Below are 22,374 nucleotides of genomic sequence, written 5' to 3'. Positions count from 1 at the left end.
CCGACGCCACGACGGTCGTCATGAACGTCGTGGGCGGTCCGGAAGCGATGCTCACGGACCCAGCCGGCGGGCACGGTCCGGGCGACCGGCAAGGCCGGCAGCGTTCAGGGCAGCGGCGACCGAGTCAGCCGGCCGGGGCCAGCACCACCACGTCCTCGGCGGCGAAGACGACTCCCACCGTCGCGCCCTCCTCCGGCGCATCCAGCAAGGAGCACTCCGCCTCCAGCTGCGGCCCGTCGTCGGGTCGCAGCTGTACGGCGACGTGGCTGCCCCGGAACGTACGCGCCTCCACCGTGCAGCGCAGCCCCTCAGCCGGCGGGACAAGTCGGACGCCCGCCGGTCGCACCAGCACCTGTCGGGCGCCCTGCGGCGCGTCCTCCGGCACCGGCACCTTGCCCCACGGGGTGTCCGCGGCCGCGCCGCTCACCGTCGCCGCGACGACGTTGTCGAAGCCGAGGAAGCGCGCGACAAACTCGGACGCGGGCCGCTGCCAGACTTCGAGCGGCGTGCCCGCCTGGGCGATCCTGCCGTCCCGCATGACGACGACACGGTCGGCGAGCGCGAAGGCCTCGCCCTGGTCATGAGTGACGGCGAGCACCGTCGTGCCCAACCGCCCGAACAGCCCGCGCAGTTCGACGACCAGCCGCTCCCGCAGCCCTCGGTCCAGCTGGCCGAGCGGCTCGTCCAGCATCAGCAGCCGGGGTTGCGGCGCCAGCGCCCTGGCCAGCGCCACTCGCTGCTGCTCGCCACCGGACAGCGAGGCCACGGCCCGCCGCTGCGCCGCCGGCAGCCCGACCAGCTCCAGCAACTCGCCGACGCGGCGGGCCTGTTCGTCCCGTCCTGTGCCGTGCATCCGCAGGCCGAAGGCGACATTGCCGCCGACGTCGCGCTGCGGGAAGAGCTGATGGTCCTGGAACATCAGGCCCACCCCGCGCCGGTGCACCGGAACCCCGGCCTGGTCCGCGCCGGACAGCAACACCCGCCCGCCGTCGGCTGCTTGCAGTCCGGCGACGATCCTCAGCAGGGTGGACTTTCCACTGCCGCTGGGCCCCAGCACACAGACGATCTCGTGCTCGGCGACCTCGAGATCAACCGCGTCGAGCGCCGCGCGCGCCCCGAACCGTACGGTCACGTCCTCCAGTCGCAGCAAAGCCATCAGAACTCCCCGGACGATCGGTCGGTACGGATTCGTTCGAGCACCAGCAGCGCCACCGCACACACCACCATCAAGATGGTGCTCAGCGCCATCGCCTGCCCGTAGTTGAGCTCGCCGGGCCGGCCGAGGAGCCGCGCCACGGCCACCGGCAGCGTCGGATTGTCGGGCCTGGCGATGAAGACCGTCGCGCCGAACTCGCCGAGCGAGATGGCGAAGGCGAAGCCTGCGGCGATGAGCAGTGCCCGCCGCACCAGCGGCAGATCGACCTCCCGCCACACCCGCAGCGGCGAGGCGCCCAGCACCGCCGCCGCCTCGCGCAGCCGCCCGTCCACCGCTCGCAGGACCGGCAGCATCAGCCGTACGACGAAGGGGACGCCGACCAGGGCCTGCGCGAGCGGCACCAGAATCCAGGACGCCCGCAGATCAAGCGGCGGCTTGTCGAGGGTGATGAGGAAGCCGAAGCCGACGGTCACAGCGGAGACGCCGAGCGGCAGCATGAGCAGCGCGTCGAAGCCGCGCAGCAGCCGGCCGGCCTTCCGGGTCAGCGCCGCCGCCGCGAGGCCGCCGACGACCAGCGCGATGGCGGTCGCGACCAGGGCGTACCGCAGGGAGTTCCACACCGCGTCGATCGGCGGTACGAGGAAGGCTCCTCCGCTCGCGTCCATCGCGGTCAGCGCCCGGTAGTAGTCGAAGCCGTAGCCGCCGGGCCCGTCGAGGGAACGCTCGACCAGCACCGCGAGCGGCGCCAGGACCAGCAGCAGAATCGTGGCCAGCACCCCGCCGAGCAGCGCCCACTGTCCGGGGCCGCGTGGTCGCCGCGCGGTCTGCGCCGGGTCCACCAGTTTCAGCGCGGCCTCCCGCCGCCGTACCGTCCACGCGTGTACGGCGAGGACCGCGCCCACCGCGGCGAACTGCACCAGCGTCAGCACCGCTGCCGTGGACAGATCCAGCAGCTGAGCCGTCTGTCGATAAATTTCCACCTCGACCGTGGAGAACGTCGGTCCGCCGAGGATCTGTACGACACCGAAGGAGGTGAAGGTGAAGAGGAAGACCATCAGCGCGGCGGCAGCCACGGCGGGCCCGAGGGCCGGCAGTGTCACCCTCCGCCAGGCCACGAACCGCCCGGCGCCCAGCACCCGGGCGGCCTCCTCCTGGCGCGGGTCGAGCTGCGACCACAGACCGCCCACGGTCCGTACGACCACCGCGTAGTTGAAGAAGACGTGCGCGAGCAGAATCGCCCACACCGTCGTGTCCAGCCGTACGCCCCACAGCTCGTCGAGCAGCCCGCCGCGCCCGAGCAGCGCCAGGAACGCCGTCCCGACGACGACGGTCGGCAGCACGAACGGAACGGTGACCACCGCCCGCAGCAGTCGCTTTCCGGGAAAGTCGAAACGGGCGAAGACATATGCGCCGGGCAGGGCTATCAGCAGTGTGAGCGCTGTGGAGGCGAGCGCCTGCCACGTGGTGAACCACAGCACCCGCAGGATGTCGGGGCGGCTCAGCACCTCACCGATCCGCCCGAACTGCCAGACCCCGTCGATCTCGAGGCCCCGGCCGACGATCGCGACGACCGGATAGGCGAAGAAGACCGCGAAGAACACGGCGGGCCCGGCCATCAGCCCGAGCCGCGCCGCACTCCCGCGGACGGACTTCGTTACTTCAGTACGAGCGAGGACCATGACTGGACCCACTGCTCACGGTTCTTGGCAATCTTGTCGGGAGCGACGGTCTGGGGCTTGACGGCCACCGCACCGAACTTGGTGAACACCTCGGGCAGCTTCGCGTCCTTGATTACCGGGTTGACGAACATGTTCAGCGGCATGTCCTCCTGGAACTTCTTGGAGACCAGGAAGTCCAGCAGGGCCTTGCCGCCCGCCTCGTTCTTCGCGCCCTTGAGCAGACCCGCGAACTCGGTCTGGCGGAAGCAGGTTCCGGTCGCGACCCCGGTGGGCGCCTCGGTCGGCTGAGGCTTGGAGAAGAGCACCTCGGCCGGCGGACTGGAAGCGTACGAGACGACGAGCGGCCGGTCGGCCTTGGCCTTCTTACCGCCCGCGGAGCCGGAGAACTCCTCGTTGTACGCCTGCTCCCAGCCGTCGACGACCTTGACGCCGTTCTCCTTCAGCTTCTTCCAGTAGTCCTGCCAGCCGTCCTCGCCGTACTTGCCGACCGAGCCGAGGAGGAAGCCGAGGCCGGGCGAGGAGGTCGCGACGTTCTCCGTCACCAGGAGGTTCTTGTACGCGGGCTTGGCCAGGTCGTCGAAGGACTGCGGCGGCGCCAGCTTCTTGTCGGCGAAGTACTTCTTGTCATAGTTGACGCAGATGTCGCCGGTGTCGACGGGCGTGACCCGGTGCTTGTCCTTGTCCAGCTGCACCTCGTCGTTCACCTGGCTCAGGCCCTTTGCCTCGTACGGCGTGAACAGGCCGTTGTCGAGAGCACGCGAGAGCAGGGTGTTGTCGACGCCGAAGAAGACATCGCCCTGCGGGGAGCCCTTGGTAAGGATCTCCTTGTTGAGGGCCGCGCCCGCGTCGCCGCTCTTGAGCACCTTGACCGTGTAGCCGGTCTCCTTGGTGAACTCCTTCAGCACGGAGGCGGAGGCGACGAACGAGTCGTGGCTGACGAGCGTCACGCTCTTCGGCTTCGAGCCGCCGTCCGGGGCCGACGAGTCCTTGGACTCACCGCCGCAGGCCGCGAGCGTTGTGACGCCGAGCGCCGCGGCCAGCGCGGTGACCGTGATCTTCTTGGTGGTGCTCACTGAAATTCCTCCTGGGATGACCAGGAAGAGACGCGGCCCTGCCCGGATCCCTCGAAAGGAATCCGGGCAGGGCGCAACAGCTTGTGAGTAATGACCGAACTTCCTACCCAGAATGACCTGGGCAAGGTTCAGAGGGTCTGCGACCACTGGGCTTGATTTACCAAGCCCGCGTCGCACTCTCAGCGCTGTGGCGCTCCCCTGTCGGAATATGTAGATGTTTCAAGCCAGGTTACACGGGCGCTAACGCTCCGAAGCGGCCAGCTGTCCGCACGCTCCGTCGATCTCCTGGCCACGGGTGTCCCGGACGGTGACCGGCACCCCGTGCGCCGCGATGGCCTCCACAAAGGCCTTCTCGTCCTCGGGCCGCGAAGCCGTCCACTTCGATCCCGGCGTCGGGTTGAGCGGGATCAGATTGACATGGACCCGCTTGCCCTTGAGTAGCCGGCCCAGCAGATCACCCCGCCACGCCTGGTCGTTGATATCGCGGATGAGCGCGTACTCGATGGAGATCCGGCGGCCCGACTTCTCGGCGTACTCCCAGGCGGCGTCCAGCACCTCCCGGACCTTCCAGCGCGTATTGACCGGGACCAGGGTGTCGCGCAGCTCGTCGTCCGGCGCGTGCAGCGAGACGGCGAGACGGCACTTGAAGCCCTCGTCGGCGAAGCGATGCATCGCGGGTACCAGGCCGACGGTGGAGACGGTGATCCCGCGCTGCGAGAGACCGAGGCCGTCCGGCTCGGGGTCGGTGAGCCGGCGGATGGAGCCGACGACCCGCTTGTAGTTGGCGAGCGGCTCTCCCATCCCCATGAAGACGATGTTGGACAGCCGCGCCGGTCCGCCCGGCACCTCGCCGTCGCGCAGGGCGCGCATGCCGTCGACGATCTGGTGCACGATCTCGGCGGTCGACAGATTCCGGTCGAGGCCGGCCTGACCGGTCGCACAGAAGGGGCAGTTCATCCCGCAGCCGGCCTGCGACGAGATGCACATCGTCACCCGGTCCGGGTAGCGCATCAGCACGGACTCGACGAGCGTGCCGTCGTGCAGCCGCCACAGGGTCTTGCGGGTGGTGTCGTCGTCGCACGAGATATGCCGTACGACGGACATCAGGTCGGGCAGCAGCTCCGAGGCGAGCTTCTCGCGCGCGGCGGCGGGGATGTCGGTCCACTGGGCCGGGTCGTGGGCGTACCGCGCGAAGTAGTGCTGCGAGAGCTGCTTGGCGCGGAACGGCTTCTCGCCGATCGCGGCGACGGCGTCCTTGCGCTCGGCGGGCGTGAGGTCGGCGAGATGCCGCGGGGGCTTCTTGGCTCCGCGGGGCGCGACGAAAGTGAGTTCTCCGGGCTTGGGCATGGTCCTACCAGTGTCGCAGAGATACGAAGAGGGGCCCGCCGCCCTGTGGACAACGAGCCCCTCATCAACGCCTCACATACGAACGCGCTGGTCAGCCGCCACCTACGAAGATCACCATGAGCAGCCAGACGACCGGAGCCGTCGGCAGCAGCGAGTCGAGCCGGTCCATGATGCCGCCGTGGCCCGGCAGCAGCGTGCCCATGTCCTTGATGCCCAGGTCTCGCTTGATCATCGACTCGCCCAGGTCACCCAGCGTGGCGCTGGCCGCGACCGCGAAGCCCAGCAGCAACCCCTGCCACCAGGTGCCGTCGTCGATCACGAACTGCATGAGCAGCGCGCCCGCCGCCATTGCGAACGCCACCGCGCCGAGCAGGCCTTCGCGGGTCTTCCCGGGGCTGATGCGCGGCGCGAGCTTGTGCTTGCCGAAGCGCCAGCCGACGGCGTACGCACCCGTGTCGCTGACCACCGTCAGCACCAGGAAGGTGAGCACCCGCTGCGGCCCGTCGTCCGCGGTGAGCATCATCGCGACGAACGTCGCCAGGAAAGGCACGTAGAACGCGGCGAAGACGCCCGCTGTGACGTCTTTCAGATAACCCTCGGGCGGTTCGGTCATCCGCCAGACCAGCACCGCGAGCGCCGTGAGCGCCATGGCGACCCATGCGCCCTCCGCACCGCGCACATAGCCGGCCACAACCATCGCCGCGCCGCCGACCGCGAGGGGCACCAGCGGTGCCTTGATCTGCTTGCGCTCCTCGAGCCGCGACGTCAGTTCCCACAGCCCGACCACGACGGCGACCGCTATCACGCCGACGAACACGGCCTTGACGATGAAGAGCGACGCGACGATCACCGCGCCGAGGCCGACGCCTACCCCTATGGCCGCCCGTAGATCACGGCCGGCCCGCTTCTTCTGCGGCGGCTCGGGTGCCGCCGGCGGCGGGGTGGGCATGGGCTCCTGCGGCATCTCGTCACGGGACAGGGGGCCGCTCAGCCGAGCGGCCCCCCGGTCGCGGTCGTTGCGGTCGTCGCCGTCGTTACGGTCATCGGCGTCTCTACCTGCGTCGGGAAAGTCCGGCACGATGGGCATGGGCCGAGTCTGCTGTGCGTCATGCTCATCGTATGCGGGACCCGCCGGGGCAGGCCCCTGGTCGGGCGGCCCCCAGTAACCGGCTCTCGGCGGGGCCCCCCAGGAAGAGTCGTTCATCAGACCTCGAGCAGCTCGGCTTCCTTGTGCTTGAGCAGCTCGTCCACCTGCGCGACGTACTTCGCGGTGGTGTCGTCGAGCTCCTTCTCCGCGCGGCGGCCCTCGTCCTCGCCGACCTCGCCGTCCTTGATCAGCTTGTCGATCGTCTCCTTGGCCTTGCGGCGGACGGAGCGGATCGAGATCTTGGAGTCCTCGGCCTTGGTCTTGGCGACCTTGATGTACTCCTTGCGGCGGTCCTGCGTGAGCTCGGGGAACACCACCCGGATGATATTGCCGTCGTTGCTCGGGTTGACGCCGAGGTCGGAGTCGCGGATCGCCTGCTCGATATTGCGCAGCGCGGTCTTGTCGAACGGGGTCACCACGGCCATGCGCGCCTCGGGAACCGAGAACGAGGCCAGCTGGTTGATCGGGGTCAGCGCACCGTAGTAGTCCGCCACGATCTTGTTGAACATCGCCGGGTGCGCACGTCCGGTGCGGATCGCGGCGAAGTCATCCTTGGCGACCAGGACGGCCTTCTCCATCTTCTCCTCGGCCTCGAGGAGGGTCTCTTCGATCACCACTTGCTCCTGCGTGTCTTGAGTAGGCCCGGCGTGCAACAGGGCCGGCGGAACCTGTGTCGCGTTCCCCTGCACGGTGTCCGACCGGCAGGGCTTTGTCCATCCCTCGAGGGACTCGCCCGAGTCAGGCCCGGGTGCCCTGGTCGCTCACGAGAGTGCCGATCTTCTCACCCTTGACGGCGCGAGCGATATTGCCTGCGGTGAGCAGTTCGAAGACAAGGATCGGAAGGTTGTTGTCGCGGCAGAGCGTGATGGCGGTGGCGTCGGCGACCTTGAGGTTGCGGGAGAGCACCTCGCCGTACTCCAGCGCATCGAACTTCACCGCGTCGGGGTTGGTCTTGGGGTCGGAGTCATAGACCCCGTCGACACCGTTCTTGCCCATCAGCAGGGCCTCGGCGTCGATCTCCAGGGCGCGCTGGGCGGCGGTGGTGTCGGTGGAGAAGTACGGCATGCCCATACCGGCGCCGAAGATGACGACGCGGCCCTTCTCCAGGTGACGCACGGCGCGCAGCGGGATGTACGGCTCCGCGACCTGGCCCATGGTGATGGCGGTCTGGACGCGCGAGTCGATGCCCTCCTTCTCCAGGAAGTCCTGGAGAGCGAGGCAGTTCATCACCGTACCGAGCATGCCCATGTAGTCGGAGCGGGCCCGGTCCATGCCCCGCTGCTGGAGCTCGGCCCCGCGGAAGAAGTTGCCGCCGCCGATGACGACCGCGATCTCCGCGCCGTCGCGGACGACCGCCGCGATCTCGCGCGCCATGGCGTGTACGACGTCGGGGTCGACGCCGAGCGCCCCGCCGCCGGCAAAGGCCTCACCGGACAGCTTCAGCATGAAGCGCCCGATCTTCTTGCCGTCCTGGTCGTCGCTCTTGTCGTCGGCAGCCTGGTTGGCGTGCGCGCCCTTGTTCATGGAGATCTCCTCGTGCACATACGAAGAAGGCCATTGCCGGTGGGTGCTGGTGTCCCTGTCGGCAATGGCCTCCTCGTCAGATCTGCGGTCGTCCGGCGCCTACGCGGCCGATGACTGCGTGGGAAACCCTAGCGGGCTCCCGTGTCGATCGCGTACGGCTCAGGCGCCGACGCGGATGCGCGAGAAGCGCTTCAGCGTGACACCAGCCTCGTCCAGAACCTTCTGGACGGACTTCTTGTTGTCCTTGGCGAACGGCTGGTCGAGGAGGGTGACCTCCTTGAAGAAGCCGTTGACGCGCCCCTCGACGATCTTCGGCAGGGCGGCCTCGGGCTTGCCCTCCTCGCGAGAGGTGGCCTCGGCGACGCGGCGCTCGTTCTCGACGACGTCGGCCGGAACCTCGTCGCGGGAGAGGTACTTCGGCGCGAAGGCGGCGATGTGCTGCGCGACGTCCTTGGCGATCTCTGCGTTCTCCTTGTCCAGCTCGACCAGGACGCCGACCTGCGGCGGGAGGTCGGGCATGGTGCGGTGCATGTACACACCCACGTAGCCGCCGGAGAACTGCGCGAAGCGGTCGAGGACGATCTTCTCGCCGAGGTTGGCGTTGGCCTCGTCGACGTACGCCTGGACGGTCTTGCCGGCCTCGATCTCGGAGGCGAGCAGCGCCTCGATGTCGGCCGGGGAGGTCTTGGCCACGTGCGCGGCGAGCGTGTTGGCGACGACCTGGAACTTCTCGCCCTTGGCGACGAAGTCCGTCTCGCACTTCAGCTCGAGCAGAACGCCGGAGGTCTTGTCCTCGGAGATGAGGGAGACGACGGCGCCGTTCTCCGCGCTGCGGCCCTCGCGCTTGGCGACGCCCTTCTGGCCCTTGACGCGGAGCAGCTCGACGGCCTTGTCGACGTTGCCGTCGGCCTCGTCCAGGGCCTTCTTGCAGTCCATCATGCCGGCGCCGGTGAGCTCACGGAGCTTCTTGACGTCAGCGGCGGTGTAGTTCGCCATGTCCTTGAATCTCTCTCGAAAGTCGAAAGTCGAAGATCTACGGGTGAGCGGCGGGGGCCGGCGCATGGCACCGTCCCCCGCCGTCAACTACCGAACCTGTGAGGTCAGGCCTGCTCGGCGTCCGCGGCCGGGGCCTCGGCGGCCGGAGCCTCAGCAGCAGCCTCGGCCGCGGGGGCCTCAGCAGCAGCCTCGGCGGCGGGGGCCTCAGCAGCAGCCTCGGCCGGCTTCTCGGCCTCGGCAGCCTCGTCGGAGTCGGCCTTCTTCTCGCCCTCGAGGAGGTCGCGCTCCCACTCGGCGAGGGGCTCGCCGGCGGCCTTCTCGCCCGGCTTGGAGTCACCGGTGGCGACGCCGGAACGGGCGATGAGGCCCTCGGCGACGGCGTCGGCGATCACGCGGGTGAGCAGGGTGACGGAGCGGATCGCGTCGTCGTTGCCCGGGATCTTGTAGTCGACCTCGTCGGGGTCGCAGTTGGTGTCGAGGATCGCGACGACCGGGATGTGGAGCTTGCGCGCCTCACCGACGGCGATGTGCTCCTTCTTGGTGTCGACGATCCAGACGGCGCTCGGCACCTTCTGCATCTCGCGGATACCACCGAGGGTCTTCTCCAGCTTGGCCTTCTCGCGGGAGAGGACCAGGAGCTCCTTCTTGGTGAGGCCGGACGCGGCCACATCCTCGAAGTCGATCTGCTCGAGCTCCTTCAGACGCTGAAGGCGCTTGTAGACGGTGGAGAAGTTGGTGAGCATGCCGCCCAGCCAACGCTGGTTGACGTACGGCATACCAACGCGCGTCGCCTGCTCGGCGATGGCCTCCTGGGCCTGCTTCTTGGTACCGACGAACATGATGGAGCCGCCGTGGGCGACGGTCTCCTTGACGAACTCGTAGGCGCGGTCGATGTACGACAGCGACTGGAGCAGGTCGATGATGTAGATGCCGTTGCGCTCCGTGAAGATGAATCGCTTCATCTTCGGGTTCCAACGACGGGTCTGGTGACCGAAGTGGACGCCGCTTTCCAGCAGCTCCCGCATCGTGACGACGGCCATGGCCGTATCTCCTTGGATTCTCGGTTATGTCCTGACGCCCCGACGCGCCGTGCCACAAGGGACCGAGGAGCGCGGCCACCGACCGCTGAGGGTGTGGTGGCGGGGCGTGCGAAGTCGACCCGGTGACCCGGATCGCCATGAGAAGTGTACGGGACCGGGGCGGTGCCGGGTGACGGCGCTGTCCACAACCCGTCAGTACTCCACAGATCCGGACCATGATCAGCGCGGTGGCGGTGTTCCGCGGGACGGTCTGTGCCATGTACCGCGTCATCTACCGCGTCATGGACCACTCAATGGACGGCCTCATGGACCGCCTCATGGACCGCCTCAAGGACCGCAGACTGCTCGTCCCGCTGCTCGCCTTGGCCCTGCTCGTCGTGGGCGCGGGCGTGGCCCCGGCCGCCGACCGCGACCGGGGCTGGCCGCTGGGGCCGCCGCGCCCCGCGGTCGTACGGGGCTGGGAGCCGCCGGCGTCCGTGTACGGGCCGGGGCACCGCGGAGTGGATCTGGCCGCGCCGCCGGGCACCCCGGTACGGGCCGCGGCAGCCGGCCGGGTCTCGTTCGCGGGCCTGGTCGCGGGCCGCGGAGTGCTCTCCATCGTCCTCACCGGTACAGGTGAGCCGCCGCTGCGCACGACATACGAGCCGGTCCGCCCGCTCCTGCCGGAGGGCACGGCGGTGAGCGCCGGCCAAGTGGTGGCCACGGTCGCCCCGGGACCGTCGCACTGTGCCGCGGGCTGCCTGCACTGGGGTCTGCTGCGCGGCACGGAATATCTGGATCCGCTGTCCCTGCTGCCGCCCTGGCTGCTGCGCCGCGGCCCGTCCCGGCTGCTCCCGGTCATCGGCGTCCCGGCACTGGAAGCGGCCCCATCGGCGGGGCTTGCCGCGCCTGCGGTCGCGGGGGCTGCGGTGGCGGAGCCCGGGGGCGCGAGGACCGCAGGCGCGGGGCCCGGGGACGCGTTCCAAGCGGTACTGCTCCTGGTCACGGCCGCCGTGACACATCGGCGGCTGTGGAGTGGGCGCCCGCGCGGGGTCAGCCCCGTACGCCCCGCAGCGCCATGGACACGGCCGCGTCGGCGATCTTCGCCGGGTCCTCTGCCGCGCCGAGTTCGATACGGCGGACCGCGGCGTCCACGACGCCCTGCAGCAGCATCGCCGCAAGCCGGGGCTGGTCCTGGCCCAGCTCTCCGAGCGCCTCGACGATCATGGCGATCAGTCCGCCGTGCGCGGCACGGATCTTCTCCCGCGCCCCCGCGTCCAGCTCGCTGGCGGAGATCGCGACGACGGCCCGATGGCGGCGGTCCCCGACGAGCTCCAGTTGCTGGCGCACGTACGCCTCGACCTTGCCCTCGGCCGTGTCCGCCCGCTCCATCGCGGCCTCGACCTCCGCCGCCCAGACGGGGAAGTCGACCGCGCAGAGCTCTTCGACGACCGCGGCGCGCGAGCGGAAGTACTCGTAGACGGAGGACCTGGCCAGGCCGGTGCGCTCGGCGAGGGCGGGAAAGCTCAACGCCTCCGTACCGCCTTCGGACAGGAGAGAGCGCGCGGCATCCAGCAGGGCGCCTCGCTGCATCGTCCGGTGCTCGGCCACGGAGGCCGCTCGAATCCTGGGCACGCCTCCACTCTACGGATGTCTGCGGACGTGGCAGGGAAGATTCGCGTCAGCGCCCGACGTCGGCCAGCTTCGCGCGGAGTTGCAGAACCGACTTTGTGTGGATCTGGCTGACTCTGCTCTCCGTGACGCCGAGGACATTGCCGATCTCGGCGAGGGTGAGGCCCTCGTAGTAGTAGAGGGTGACGACAGTCTTTTCGCGCTCCGGCAGGGTGTTGATGGCGCGGGCGAGCAGCCGCCGCAGTTCCCGGTCCTCGGCCACCTCCACCGGGTTGTCAGCGGCGGTGTCCTCAAGGGTGTCCATCAGGCTGAGCCGGTCGCCGCCTTCGCCGCCGACATGCAGCAGCTCCTCCAGCGCGACGACGTTCGCCAGCGACAACTGGCTGAAAACCGCGTGGAGTTCCTCGAGGGCGATGCCCATCTCGGTGGCGACCTCGCACTCGGAGGGCGTACGCCTCAGCTGAGCCTCGAGCGTGGCATAAGCGCGCTCCACGGCCCTGGCCTTCTGCCGAACGGAGCGCGGGATCCAGTCCAGGGCGCGGAGTTCGTCGATCATCGCGCCGCGGATGCGGGTGATGGCGTACGTCTCGAACTTGATCGACCGGTCGATATCGAACTTCTCGATGGCGTCGATGAGGCCGAATACTCCGGAGGAGACGAAGTCCGCTTGTTCAACATTGGACGGCAGCCCCACGCTCACCCGACCCGCGACGTACTTCACCAGTGGCGAGTAGTGCAGGATCAACTGCTCCCGCAGCCGCTCGTCACCCGTGGCCTTGTACGACCGCCACAGCTCCTCGAGCGACGAGGGAGCGGGGGGCCGCACCGTGCCACGGGCAGCGGGTGGCACTGCCGCGCGGTCAGACCCGGAGGTGTGCTGGGGCATGCGTTGCCTTGAGCCGTTCTGCTGTGATGGGGAGGGGACGAGCGTCTGGGCCGGAATTCTGGTGAGCGTAGCGTGACTGCGGTGTCGCGGTGGGCGAAGGACGGGGGAACGAACCTGTGCGGGTATCTGCCGTCGGCCACACCTTCGAACCGGGGCCGACACCGCGCGCGTCGGCCCCTCAGGTGCCATCGACAGGGCTCCAAAGGTCATCGGCATCACCTTTTCACCCGAATGCTCCAGGTCAAGTACCGCCTCGCCGCGCGTTCGAGCCGCGGATCGCGCTCCGCGTCAACTGCCAGCTGTCGCCGTGCCGTTCGACAAAACCCAGCGAGTGCAGTTCGTACAGCCTGCCGAGCGTCTCGTCTGCCGTCGTCCCCGCGCCACGGGCCACCTGCGCTCCGGCGACCGCGCCGCGGGCCGGCAGCGCTTCAAGAACCCGTGCGCTGACGGGATCCAGCAGATCCCTGGGAAGCACGGGTCCCCGGCGGTCGGGAGCGAGGTCTCCGATGTCGCCCACCAGCTCCGCCACTTCGGCGGCGTCGGTGACCAGCACGCCCTCACCCCGCAGCAGTGCATGCACGCCGGCCGAGAGCCCGCTGGTGGCGGGCCCCGGGACTCCCATCGTGAAGCGGCCCAGCTTCTGTGCACTGCGTGCGGTCACCAGCGAACCGCTGCGGTACTCGGCCTCCACGACGACAGTGCCCCTGGTGAGCGCGGCGATCACCCGGTTCCGGAGGATGAATCTGCTGGGTGTCGGGTGGTCGCCCGGCGCCAACTCCCCAATGACCAGGCCCTGTTCCGCGATGCGCCCGATCAACTCGGCATGACCGCGCGGATAGACGACATCGACCCCGCAGGCGAGCACGGCGACGGTGGCCCCGCCCGCGGCCAGTGCGCCTCGGTGCGCCGAGCCGTCGACCCCGAAGGCGGCACCCGACACCACGACCCAGCCGCGCTCGGCGAGCCCCGCGCCGAGGCTGGCCGCCATATGAGCGCCGTACGGCGTGCAGGCCCTGGCCCCGACGACTGCGACCGAGCGGAGCGCCCATTTCCGCAGGTCGGAACGCCCACGCACCCAGAGCCCGATGGGTCTGGCGGCACCGAGGTCGTCGAGCTGGGTGGGCCACTCCTGGTCGCCGGGGCAGATGAAGCGGCCGCCGACCGCGGCAACCTCCGCCAGATCGCGGTCGGGCTCGACCCCCGTCGCCCGTATCCGGTAGCCCGCCAGCCGTCGCGCCGAAGCGCCGGTCAGTGCCGGTTCCTCGTACTCCGGCGAGGTGAGCCTGGCCATGAGCTCCCTGGCCCCGATCTCGCGCAGCCACCGCCCGCCGTGCTCGTCACCCGGCTCGATCACCCGAGTCAGCGCTGCCCGCGCCACCCGCTCCTCGTCCCCCGCTCCCGAGCCCGGCATCACTTCTCTCCCCCGCCGACCGCCATGGGTACGCCTCGCGAGATGCCTGTACGCAGCTCCAGGGCCAGATCCACGTCGTACTCCTGCGGCCGGTCCCGCCCGGCGAGGTCCGCGATCGTCCACGCCACCCGCAGCACCCGGTCCAGCCCGCGGGCCGTGAGCAGGCCGCGCTCCATGTCCCGCTCGGCCGCGGCCAGCGCCCCGGCCGCGACCGGCCAGCGCGTACGCAGCTCATGGCCGGGTACCGCACTGTTGACGGTCCACGGGGTGCCCTGCAGCCGGGCCGCGGTGCGCTCCCTCGCGGCCCGTACCCGTGCCGCAACGGCCGCCGTCGGCTCGCCGCGAACGCCCTGGCCCAGCAGATCGCCGCGGTCGACCGGCTCGACTCCGACGCGCAGATCGACGCGGTCGAGCAACGGTCCGGACAACCGCGCCTGGTAGCGGCGGATCGCCGACGGCGGGCATTCGCACCCCGCGCCATGCAGGGTGTGCCGTCCGCAAGGGCATGGGTTGGCCGCGAGGACCATCAGGAATCGGGCGGGCAGCCGCACCACTCCCGCGCTCCGCGCCACCACCACATGCCCGGATTCGAGCGGCTGCCGCAGAGCGTCCAGCGCCTTGCCGGAAAATTCGGGAGTCTCGTCGAGGAACAGCACGCCCCGGTGCGCCAGCGACACCGCGCCGGGCCGCGGCAGTCCGTTGCCGCCGCCGACAAGCGACTGCATCGTCGCCGAATGGTGCGGCGCGCAATAGGGCGGCGTACGCACCAGAGGCTCACCCGGCGGCAGAATGCCCGCTACCGAGTGCACCGCGGTGACCTCCAGGGACTCCCGCCGGCTCAGCGGTGGCAGCACCCCGGGCAGCCGCTCCGCCAACATCGTCTTGCCGGCGCCCGGCGGTCCGTGCAGCAGCAGATGGTGGCCGCCCGCCGCGGCGACCTCCAACGCCGTGCGTGCCTTGTGCTGCCCGGCGACATCGGCCAGGTCGGGGCCGTCCACCGGCTCCAACGCGAGCCCGGTGCCCACCCCCGCGCCGGGCACCATCAGCCCGGCCAGCATCGCGTCCGGACTGCCTTCCGGAGCCGGCTCCTCCTCCGGCACCGGTTCATTGGTCAGTACGGCGATGAGCTGTCGCAGACTCCGTACGCCGAGCACGGAGACCCCCGGTACCAGTGAGGCCTCCCCAGCGGTCTGCTCCGGGACGACCACCTGCCGGTAGCCGGCCTCGGCCGCGGCGAGGACGGCCGGCAGCACTCCGCGCACCGGCCGCACACGACCGTCCAGGCCAAGCTCCCCGATCAGCACCAGATCGGCGATGTCCTTCGGGTCGATGCGCTCCGCCGCCCCCAGTACAGCGCAAGCCACAGCGAGATCAAATCCACTGCCGCTCTTGGGCACGGATGCCGGGCTGAGCCCCACCGTGAGCTTCTTCTGCGGCCACTCCGCACCGGAGTTCACCACCGCCGCCCTGACCCGGTCCCGGCTCTCCACCAGGCTCTTGTCCGGCAGCCCCACCAGCGTGAACGCAGCCACGCCCGGTTCCAGGTCCGCCTGGACCTCGACCACCACGCCCTCGACACCCACCAGCGCCACGGAACACGCCCGCGCGAACCCCATCTCAGGCCACCCCCCGCGCATGCTCGACGCGCGGCGCACCACGTCGGGGCAGCACCACTCCCACGAGATCGATGCGGACCCCATCGGGCGGCGACCCGCCGTGACTCTCCAGCCAGCACTCAGCCAGCCGCCTCAGCCGCTCCGCCTTTCTCGGCGTGACCGCGGCCATCGGATGCTCGAAGCAGCCCGCCCTGCGGGTCTTGACCTCGCAGACGACCACCGCGTCGCCGTCCCGGGCGACGATGTCGATCTCACCGGCCCGCCCGCAGCGCCAGTTGCGCGCCAGCACCGTCATACCGGCTTCTGCCAGCAGCCTCGCCGCCAGCTCCTCGCCGTACCGCCCCAGTGCCCCCGTCGCGTTCATCTCGGCACCACCTCCGGCACCGACTGTGACGCGTCAGATCCTCACCAGTGGATCTTGGTGGACAACCCGCCCGTTGTGGATAACTCAGCCACCCGGGGATCAGCCACCCGGAAGCTCGAGATCGCTCTTGTTGAGCTCCTCGATATTCACGTCCTTGAACGTGAGTACCCGCACCTGCTTGACGAACCTCGCCGGTCGGTACATGTCCCAGACCCAGGCATCCGCCATCGAGACTTCGAAAAAGACCTCGCCCTGCACCGAGTGCACCTGCATCTCGTAATCATTGGTGAGGTAGAAACGACGCTCGGTCTCGATTACATATTTGAACAGCCCGACGACATCTCGGTACTCCCGGTAGAGCTTCAGCTCCATCTCGGTCTCGTACTTCTCGAGGTCCTCGGCGCTCATGGCATGTTCCCCTTCAGCCTTGCGTCCCCCTATTGTGCGCCAGCCCCCCGCGCCCCTAGGCGATTTCGGGGGCCAGGACCACCGGCGCGCTCGGAGGACCCTCGTCGAGCAGCGTACGCAGCAGCTCGGCGAGCTTGGTCGGATACACCGTCTCACGCGCCGCCGACAGTTCGGCGGAGGTCCACCACCTCAGCCCCGCGACACTGCGCTGCTCAAGCTCCGTCAGCCCTCCCGGGGCGGTCGCCGTCTGCGTCGTACGTGCCAGGAAGTACCACTCGTCCTGGTCCCAGCGGCGTCCGTCGAACGGAAACGAGCAGGTCCGGCGCCACAGCACCGGCCCCAGCTCCACCTCTGTGATCCCGGTCTCCTCCGCCAGCTCGCGCAGCGCGGCCTCTTCCCGGGTCTCGTCGCCCTCCAGGCCGCCGCCCGGGGTGAACCACCAGCTGTCGGCCGGGTCCTCGGGCTCGTATCCGTGCATCAGCAGAATGCGGTCCTGCGGGTCGAGCAGAACCACCCGTGCGACCTTCCGCCGCTCATCCGACACCGGCAGTCGCTTTCCCGCGTCCGCTGCCGCCACTGCCCGAGGCCCCCCGCCGCGGCTTCGACAGCCGCCGGGTGATCGGACCGTATGCCCCCCCGCCCACGATCAGCAGGGCGCCGATCATCACCGAACCGAACACCAGCTTCACCGGCCCCGGCTGCGACACCCCGCCCGGCAGCGCCGCGAAACCCTGCGGCCGGTCCAGCAGGCCGCCGTCCAGCGGCCAGGCGATGGCGTCCAGCCGGGCCGTGACCGCCGAGCGCGGCACCGACCCATGTCCCGGGTCCTGGAGGTGTACGCGCGAGTCCAGCGAGCCCATACGCTCGTCACCGAGCAGGAACAGCTGCCCCTTGGGCACCGTCGCCGTGAAGCTGTTCGAGGCCGGCCCCTTGGCGCGCAAATACGGTTCTTCAATCGCCTTGCCGTTGACGGTCAGCCGGCCACCGTCGCCGCAGCACGCGATCGCATCACCACCCACGCCGACGACACGCTTCACCATCGGCATATCGCCCCACTGCTTGTCGCGGAAGACCACGATGTCCCCGCGCCGTACCTCCTCGCCGTCTATCCGCTGCGCCAGGACCCGGTCGCCCGCCGCGACGGTCGGCGACATCGAGTCGGTCGGCACGGTGTACGGCTGGTACACCACTGCTCCCCAGATGAACCCTCCGAGGAAGAGCACACAGCCGACGGCCACGGCCAGGCCCGACAGTGCATTGCCGAGCCGACCGCGGCCGTCTTCCGTACGTCCTGTATTGCTCATCCCAGCGCTCCCCACTTCGGAGATTCGGTCCCCGAGGGTCGAGTCAACCTCGGAGAGCGGCGATCTGGGACGGCACCCTACCCGGCGGTACGCCCGCCGGTCAGCCTCCTCCTGCGCCAGAGCACGATCGGCAGCGCTCCCGCGAGGCCCATCGCCGCAGGAGCCGCAGGCAGAACAGCCGTAGCGGCGTTGATTCCGGGCTGGTCGAAGGTGTCCGGCACCGACAGGGTGGCCCAGCGGTTGACCGGCCAGGCGACCACGACAGCGCGCCCGACGACCTTGTCGACCGGGACGAAGCCGCCGCGCGCATCTGCCATGTGGTACCGGGAGTCCTGGGAGTTCTGGCGGTGGTCTCCCATCACCCAGATCCGGTCCTTGGGCACCTTGAACGGGCCGAAGGGCTGGTCGTCACAGGGAGTGTCACCGGGGAAGATGTACGGCTCGACCAGCGCCTTCCCGTTGACCTTGACCGGGCCGCCCTTCTTGCACTCCACCGTGTCGCCGGCAACCGCGATCGTCCGCTTGATCAGGTCCTTCTCCTCGGCCGACGGCATCAGGCCGATGAAGCTGAGGAATTTCTGCACGGCGTTCGGGTTGGGGGTGGGTTCACCGTCCAGCCAGCCGCCCGGATCGTGGAAGACCACGACCTCGCCGCGCTCGGGCTCCGAGCCGAACCACGGGGTGAGCTTGTCCACCAGCACCCGGTCGCCCCGCTGCAGGGTGTTCTGCATCGAGTCCGAGGGGATCGAGAACGCCTGCACCAGGAACGTTTTGATCAGGAGCGCGAGAAGCAGCGCGATACCGATCAGGAGCGGCAGTTCCTTCCAGAAGGATCGCTGCTTCTTCTGTCCCGTACCACTGCCCACCGACGGTCCGCCCTCAGCCATCTCGGCGTCATCAGCCCTCTCGGTGCCCTCAGCACCCGTCGCCCCGGCGGTCCCCGGTGTCCCGGCCGAATCGTGTGTCACGGCCGGGGTTGACTCGTCGAGATTCCCGGGCCTCTCCTCGGGCTCGTCGTGTCCGGATCGTGCGCCGACCGCCACATCCCCCACATCCACTCCTCACTCCGTGCGAACCGCCTGCCCCGAAGTCGGAACAGGCCCACCACTCCCATAACGAGCGGGAGTTCCGCAGGGCTCGGGAGCAGGATCATTCCGTTCAGATCCTGAGGGGACACACTATTCGACCCACGGAGTGCCGAAGTCGCCCCGGCGCGCGCGTTCGGCACGGATGTGTACGTCTCCGGCTCCTCCAGCTTCCGCCAGTGGCCGATGGGCCAGCCGATGACGACCGCGCGGCCGACGACCTCGCCCTCCGAAACCGTGCCGCGGTCCTTCTCGTCGAGGTGGAAGCGCGAGTCGGCCGAATTGGACCGGTGGTCACCCATCACGAATATCCGCCCGGCCGGCACCTTGACCTCGAACTTGATCGTCGAGGGAACGTTGCCGGGGTTCAGATACGGCTCGATGAGCGGTACGCCGTTGACAGTGATCCGACCGTCCTTGTCGCAGCACTTGACGGTGTCCCCGCCGACCGCGACCACCCGCTTGATCAGGTCCTGCTCGTCGTCCGAAGGCAGCAGGCCGATGAAGGTCAGCCCCTGCTTGACCTGCTTGACGCCGATCGGGTCTTCTTTCTGCTGCTCATTCGGCGGCAGCCAGCCGCCAGGGTCCTTGAAGACGACGACATCACCGCGCTGCGGCTTCGAGCCGAACCACGGCGTGAGCTTGTCCACCAGCACGCGGTCCTGGATCCGGATCGTCTGCTCCATCGAGCCCGACGGGATCACGAAGGCCTGCACCAGAAATGTCTTCAGGACCAGGGCGATCATCAGCGCCACGGTGATCAGAAGGGGTATTTCCTTCACGGCCGACCGGCGGCGCTTGCGCTTCACCTTCTGTGCCAGCCTGCGCCGCTCCGCGCGGCCCGGCAACGGCCTGGCGCCGTCCGTGGGCCGTGTCCCGGTGGGCAGCCGGGTGTCGGCCCGGTGGCTCGGACTACGCCCGCGGCTACCCATGGGCTCCGCCCGGCATTCGACCCGGATCCGGTACGCGGGAGAAGGCCCCGGCCGGCTCCAGCGAGGTCCAGCGGCCGACCGGCCAGCCGATCCAGTCCGCCCGCCCGATCACCTTGTCGACGGGCACCATGCCACCGCCCGGCTCGCCGAGATGGTCGCGGGAGTCGCGGGAGTTGCTCCGGTGGTCTCCCATGACCCACAGCGTGCCCTCGGGGACGACGATGTCGAAGGGAACCTCCGAAGGCACGTCATCGGGGTGCAGATATCTCTCGTCGACCGGTACGCCGTTCACCTCGACCCTGCCCCCTTTGTCGCAGCAAACCACACGGTCACCACCCACACCCACCACGCGCTTCACGAAGTCGGTCTCGGCCGGCTCGGCCAGACCCAGCGCCGCGAGCGCCCCGCGCGTCAGCGTGCTGACCGGATTCTCTTTCACGCCCTCTTGTACGAAGGATCCCGTGCCGTCGAAGACGACGACGTCCCCCCGCTCGGGCTGGGAACCAAAACGGTACGCCAGCTTGTTCACCAGCACCCGGTCACCGACCTGCAGGGTGGGCTCCATGGAGCGGCTGGGGATCTGGAAGGGCTGCAGCACGAAATGACTGAACAGCAGCACGAGCACCGTGCACGCGACGCCGAGCAGCCCCGCCGTACGCCAGGACAGCCCGGAGAGGCGTCCACCCAGCCCTCCGGATGGCCGCGAGGAACGCCGCCCGGAGGGGCGCGCGGAACGCGCGAAGCGCGACCCCTCTCCCGCTCCCCCGGCTTCGGGGGCGGAAGAGCGGTCGCGCTCCGTGTGCTTCGCTTCGGTGTCCATCGGCCCAGAGCCTATCCGGCCGCCCTGTGACTGGGTTGCTCCCAAGCTGAGCGCGAAGTGTGAGCCGGAGCTCAGTTGTCGCGCTTCTCCTTGATCTTGGCAGCCTTGCCGCGCAGTTCGCGCAGGTAGTAGAGCTTGGCGCGACGGACGTCACCGCGGGTGACGAGCTCGATCTTCTCGAAGATCGGGCTGTGCACCGGGAAGGTGCGCTCGACGCCGACGGAGAAGGAGACCTTGCGGACCGTGAAGGTCTCGCTGACGCCCGAGCCCTGGCGGCGGATGACAACGCCCTTGAACTGCTGGATACGCGAGCGGTTGCCCTCGATGACGCGCACGTGGACGTTCACGGTGTCGCCGGGACGGAAGGCGGGGACGTCGCTGCGCAGCGAAGCGGCGTTGACGTTGTCGAGCAGGTGAGCCATGTTGGTCTGCTTCCTCGCCGATGCCACAGGTCATCAGCGGAATGATCGAGATGAGAGTCAGGGTGCTGTTCGCGTCGAGCGGGCGTCGTTCCCCCTGTGGCAGGGGCGCCGACTGGACGTACAGCAGCGGCCTATTCTTCCACGGCCTCGGGCCTGCGCCAAAATCGGCCGCCGGGCTCCGGTGACCATCCCAGGATGGAGAGGATCTCCCGGTCCTTCTTGTCGAAGGCAGCCGGGTCGCAACGCTCGATCAGATCGGGCCTGTTGAGGGCTGTGCGACGGAACGCCTCGTCCCGCCGCCACCGCGCGATCTTGCCGTGGTGCCCGCTGACCAGCACGTCCGGAATCGCGCGCCCACGCCACTCGGGCGGCTTGGTGTAGACGGGTCCCTCCAGCAAATTGGCCATCGCGCCGGGTGCGAAGGAGTCGTCCCGGTGCGACTCGGCGTTGCCGAGGACACCGGGCAGCAGCCGGGCCACTGCCTCCGTGATCACCAGTACGGCCGCCTCGCCGCCGGCCAGGACGTAGTCGCCGATGGACACCTCGTGGACGGGCATCCGGGTCGCGTACTCGTCCATGACCCGGCGGTCGATGCCTTCATAGCGGGCGGGGGTGAAAATCAGCCACGGCCGCTCGGAGAGCTCGACGGCGAGTTCCTGGGTGAAGGGGCGGCCGCTGGGGGTGGGGACGACCAGGACGGGGCCGTGCGCGCCGGCCTCGTAGCCGCTCGCCAGCACCTCGTCGAGGGAGTCGCCCCAGGGCCCGGTCTTCATGACCATGCCGGGGCCGCCGCCGTAGGGGGTGTCGTCGACGGTGTTGTGCCGGTCGTACGTCCACTCGCGCAGATCGTGCACATGGACATCGAGCTGCCCACGCGCGCGTGCCTTGCCGACAAGCGAGACGTTCAGCGGTTCCAGGTACTCGGGGAAGATCGTGACGACGTCGAGCCGCATCAGGCGTCGTCCTCCGACGCGTCCCTCGACGAAGCGATCTCGGCCTCGCTCTCGTCGATCAGCCCCGGCGGCGGGCTGATGACGGCGCGCTGCTTCTCGAGGTCGATCTCGGTCACGATCGCCTCGACGAAGGGGATCATCAGCTCGCTGCCGTCCGACCGTTCGACGATGAACAGGTCCTGCGAGGGCATATGGATGATCTCGGTGATCCGGCCGATTTCGGTACCGTCCGCGAGGACCACGTCGAGGTCCATCAGCTGGTGGTCGTAGAACTCCTCGGGGTCCTCCGGGAGCTCCTCCGGGTCCACCTCGGCGATGAGCAGGATGTTGCGCAGGGCTTCGGCGGCATTGCGGTCCCGTACGCCCTCGAAGCGCAACAGCAGCCTGCCGCTGTGCACCCGGCCGGTCTCGATGGTCAGCGGTCCGGCGGAGGCCGGGTCGGTGGCCAGTACGGCTCCGGGCCCGAGCCGCAGCTCCGGCTCGTCCGTACGCACCTCGACGGTGACCTCGCCCTTGATCCCGTGGGCGCGGCCGATCCGCGCGACTACCAGCTGCACTGCACTCCTTTGCGGCTGAACCGCCGCCGCTCTCGCGGACCGG

At 69.4% G+C, this 22,374-nt stretch carries 22 protein-coding genes, 2 pseudogenes and 1 riboswitch; of the genes and pseudogenes, 1 reads left to right on the top strand and 23 read right to left on the bottom strand.

Translation table 11 applies throughout. From position 1 onward, the window contains the following. Positions 1 to 124 precede the first annotated feature (124 nt). From ACFYXH_RS20330 to rpsB, 9 genes are all read right to left on the bottom strand, one after another. Positions 125 to 1,156 carry an ABC transporter ATP-binding protein gene (locus ACFYXH_RS20330; protein ID WP_389564555.1) on the bottom strand — a complete coding sequence of 344 codons (1,032 nt, stop codon included), beginning with the start codon at positions 1,154 to 1,156 and terminating at the stop codon, positions 125 to 127. Further along, on the bottom strand, positions 1,156 to 2,772 hold the full coding sequence (locus tag ACFYXH_RS20325) for an ABC transporter permease (protein WP_389564786.1): 1,617 nt from the start codon (positions 2,770 to 2,772) through the stop codon (positions 1,156 to 1,158). Before ACFYXH_RS20325 ends, ACFYXH_RS20330 begins: the two co-directional genes overlap by 1 nt. A gap of 38 nt (positions 2,773 to 2,810) precedes the next feature. After that, entirely contained in the window at positions 2,811 to 3,908 is a 1,098-nt protein-coding gene (locus tag ACFYXH_RS20320) for a thiamine ABC transporter substrate binding subunit (RefSeq protein ID WP_389564552.1), read from the bottom strand. 82 nt (positions 3,909 to 3,990) lie between these two features. Then, positions 3,991 to 4,118: riboswitch (TPP riboswitch) on the bottom strand. A gap of 30 nt (positions 4,119 to 4,148) precedes the next feature. Next, a complete protein-coding gene (gene rlmN, locus ACFYXH_RS20315) occupies positions 4,149 to 5,255 on the bottom strand; it encodes a 23S rRNA (adenine(2503)-C(2))-methyltransferase RlmN (RefSeq protein ID WP_327326360.1) in 1,107 nt (368 codons plus the stop codon). Positions 5,256 to 5,346: 91 nt separating this feature from the next. Then, entirely contained in the window at positions 5,347 to 6,459 is a 1,113-nt protein-coding gene (locus ACFYXH_RS20310; protein ID WP_389564549.1) for a phosphatidate cytidylyltransferase, read from the bottom strand. After that, the gene (gene frr / locus ACFYXH_RS20305) at positions 6,459 to 7,016 is read right to left on the bottom strand and encodes a ribosome recycling factor (protein WP_326652908.1); all 558 of its coding nucleotides are present in this window, start codon (positions 7,014 to 7,016) and stop codon (positions 6,459 to 6,461) included. The genes ACFYXH_RS20310 and frr overlap by 1 nt, the downstream gene beginning before the upstream one ends. 124 nt (positions 7,017 to 7,140) lie before the next feature. Next, complete coding sequence (gene pyrH / locus ACFYXH_RS20300) at positions 7,141 to 7,926, bottom strand: UMP kinase (RefSeq protein ID WP_327328512.1); 786 nt, start codon at positions 7,924 to 7,926, stop codon at positions 7,141 to 7,143. A 159-nt stretch (positions 7,927 to 8,085) separates the two neighbouring features. Then, positions 8,086 to 8,922, bottom strand: a complete 837-nt coding sequence (tsf, locus tag ACFYXH_RS20295) for a translation elongation factor Ts (protein ID WP_389564545.1) — start codon at positions 8,920 to 8,922, stop codon at positions 8,086 to 8,088. Between the two features lie 104 nt (positions 8,923 to 9,026). Continuing rightward, positions 9,027 to 9,962 carry a 30S ribosomal protein S2 gene (rpsB, locus tag ACFYXH_RS20290; protein WP_389564542.1) on the bottom strand — a complete coding sequence of 312 codons (936 nt, stop codon included), beginning with the start codon at positions 9,960 to 9,962 and terminating at the stop codon, positions 9,027 to 9,029. Positions 9,963 to 10,177: 215 nt separating this feature from the next. Between rpsB and ACFYXH_RS20285 the strand changes: the two are divergent. Next, positions 10,178 to 10,684: pseudogene (locus ACFYXH_RS20285) on the top strand (peptidoglycan DD-metalloendopeptidase family protein); the annotation flags it as partial. 310 nt (positions 10,685 to 10,994) lie between these two features. Here the strand turns inward: ACFYXH_RS20285 and ACFYXH_RS20280 are convergent. The 14 genes and pseudogenes from ACFYXH_RS20280 to rimM form a co-directional block, all read right to left on the bottom strand. After that, positions 10,995 to 11,552, bottom strand: coding sequence for a TetR/AcrR family transcriptional regulator (locus ACFYXH_RS20280; protein WP_389564783.1), 558 nt, complete (start codon positions 11,550 to 11,552; stop codon positions 10,995 to 10,997). A 70-nt stretch (positions 11,553 to 11,622) separates the two neighbouring features. Then, positions 11,623 to 12,459, bottom strand: a complete 837-nt coding sequence (whiG, locus tag ACFYXH_RS20275; RefSeq protein ID WP_389564539.1) for an RNA polymerase sigma factor WhiG — start codon at positions 12,457 to 12,459, stop codon at positions 11,623 to 11,625. A gap of 241 nt (positions 12,460 to 12,700) precedes the next feature. Next, the gene (dprA, locus tag ACFYXH_RS20270; RefSeq protein ID WP_389564536.1) at positions 12,701 to 13,870 is read right to left on the bottom strand and encodes a DNA-processing protein DprA; all 1,170 of its coding nucleotides are present in this window, start codon (positions 13,868 to 13,870) and stop codon (positions 12,701 to 12,703) included. Further along, the gene (locus ACFYXH_RS20265) at positions 13,870 to 15,486 is read right to left on the bottom strand and encodes a YifB family Mg chelatase-like AAA ATPase (RefSeq protein ID WP_389564534.1); all 1,617 of its coding nucleotides are present in this window, start codon (positions 15,484 to 15,486) and stop codon (positions 13,870 to 13,872) included. Before ACFYXH_RS20265 ends, dprA begins: the two co-directional genes overlap by 1 nt. A 1-nt stretch (position 15,487) precedes the next feature. Continuing rightward, on the bottom strand, positions 15,488 to 15,850 hold the full coding sequence (locus tag ACFYXH_RS20260; RefSeq protein ID WP_389564532.1) for a YraN family protein: 363 nt from the start codon (positions 15,848 to 15,850) through the stop codon (positions 15,488 to 15,490). Between the two features lie 99 nt (positions 15,851 to 15,949). Continuing rightward, positions 15,950 to 16,258 (bottom strand): DUF2469 domain-containing protein, encoded by a 309-nt coding sequence (locus ACFYXH_RS20255; protein WP_003965949.1) that lies wholly within the window; start codon positions 16,256 to 16,258, stop codon positions 15,950 to 15,952. A 55-nt stretch (positions 16,259 to 16,313) separates the two neighbouring features. Beyond that, a complete protein-coding gene (locus ACFYXH_RS20250) occupies positions 16,314 to 16,802 on the bottom strand; it encodes an NUDIX hydrolase (RefSeq protein ID WP_389564529.1) in 489 nt (162 codons plus the stop codon). Beyond that, positions 16,792 to 17,562, bottom strand: coding sequence for a signal peptidase I (lepB, locus tag ACFYXH_RS20245; RefSeq protein WP_389564526.1), 771 nt, complete (start codon positions 17,560 to 17,562; stop codon positions 16,792 to 16,794). The genes ACFYXH_RS20250 and lepB (ACFYXH_RS20245) overlap by 11 nt, the downstream gene beginning before the upstream one ends. A gap of 77 nt (positions 17,563 to 17,639) precedes the next feature. Next, positions 17,640 to 18,605, bottom strand: coding sequence for a signal peptidase I (gene lepB, locus ACFYXH_RS20240; RefSeq protein ID WP_389564776.1), 966 nt, complete (start codon positions 18,603 to 18,605; stop codon positions 17,640 to 17,642). Further along, positions 18,529 to 19,579 (bottom strand): annotated as a pseudogene (gene lepB, locus ACFYXH_RS20235) (signal peptidase I); the annotation flags it as partial. The pseudogene lepB (ACFYXH_RS20235) and the gene lepB (ACFYXH_RS20240), both read right to left, overlap by 77 nt. Next, complete coding sequence (gene lepB / locus ACFYXH_RS20230) at positions 19,572 to 20,399, bottom strand: signal peptidase I (protein ID WP_389564524.1); 828 nt, start codon at positions 20,397 to 20,399, stop codon at positions 19,572 to 19,574. The pseudogene lepB (ACFYXH_RS20235) and the gene lepB (ACFYXH_RS20230), both read right to left, overlap by 8 nt. Before the next feature lie 71 nt (positions 20,400 to 20,470). Further along, positions 20,471 to 20,821, bottom strand: a complete 351-nt coding sequence (rplS, locus tag ACFYXH_RS20225) for a 50S ribosomal protein L19 (protein ID WP_327326346.1) — start codon at positions 20,819 to 20,821, stop codon at positions 20,471 to 20,473. 131 nt (positions 20,822 to 20,952) lie between these two features. Continuing rightward, positions 20,953 to 21,774 carry a tRNA (guanosine(37)-N1)-methyltransferase TrmD gene (gene trmD, locus ACFYXH_RS20220; RefSeq protein WP_389564520.1) on the bottom strand — a complete coding sequence of 274 codons (822 nt, stop codon included), beginning with the start codon at positions 21,772 to 21,774 and terminating at the stop codon, positions 20,953 to 20,955. Then, on the bottom strand, positions 21,774 to 22,331 hold the full coding sequence (gene rimM, locus ACFYXH_RS20215; protein WP_389564517.1) for a ribosome maturation factor RimM: 558 nt from the start codon (positions 22,329 to 22,331) through the stop codon (positions 21,774 to 21,776). Before rimM ends, trmD begins: the two co-directional genes overlap by 1 nt. Positions 22,332 to 22,374: the final 43 nt, after the last annotated feature.

Source organism: Streptomyces sp. NPDC002730 (genome assembly GCF_042888805.1).
Lineage (GTDB): Bacteria > Actinomycetota > Actinomycetes > Streptomycetales > Streptomycetaceae > Streptomyces.
This window is presented reverse-complemented; position numbering and strand designations above follow the sequence as displayed.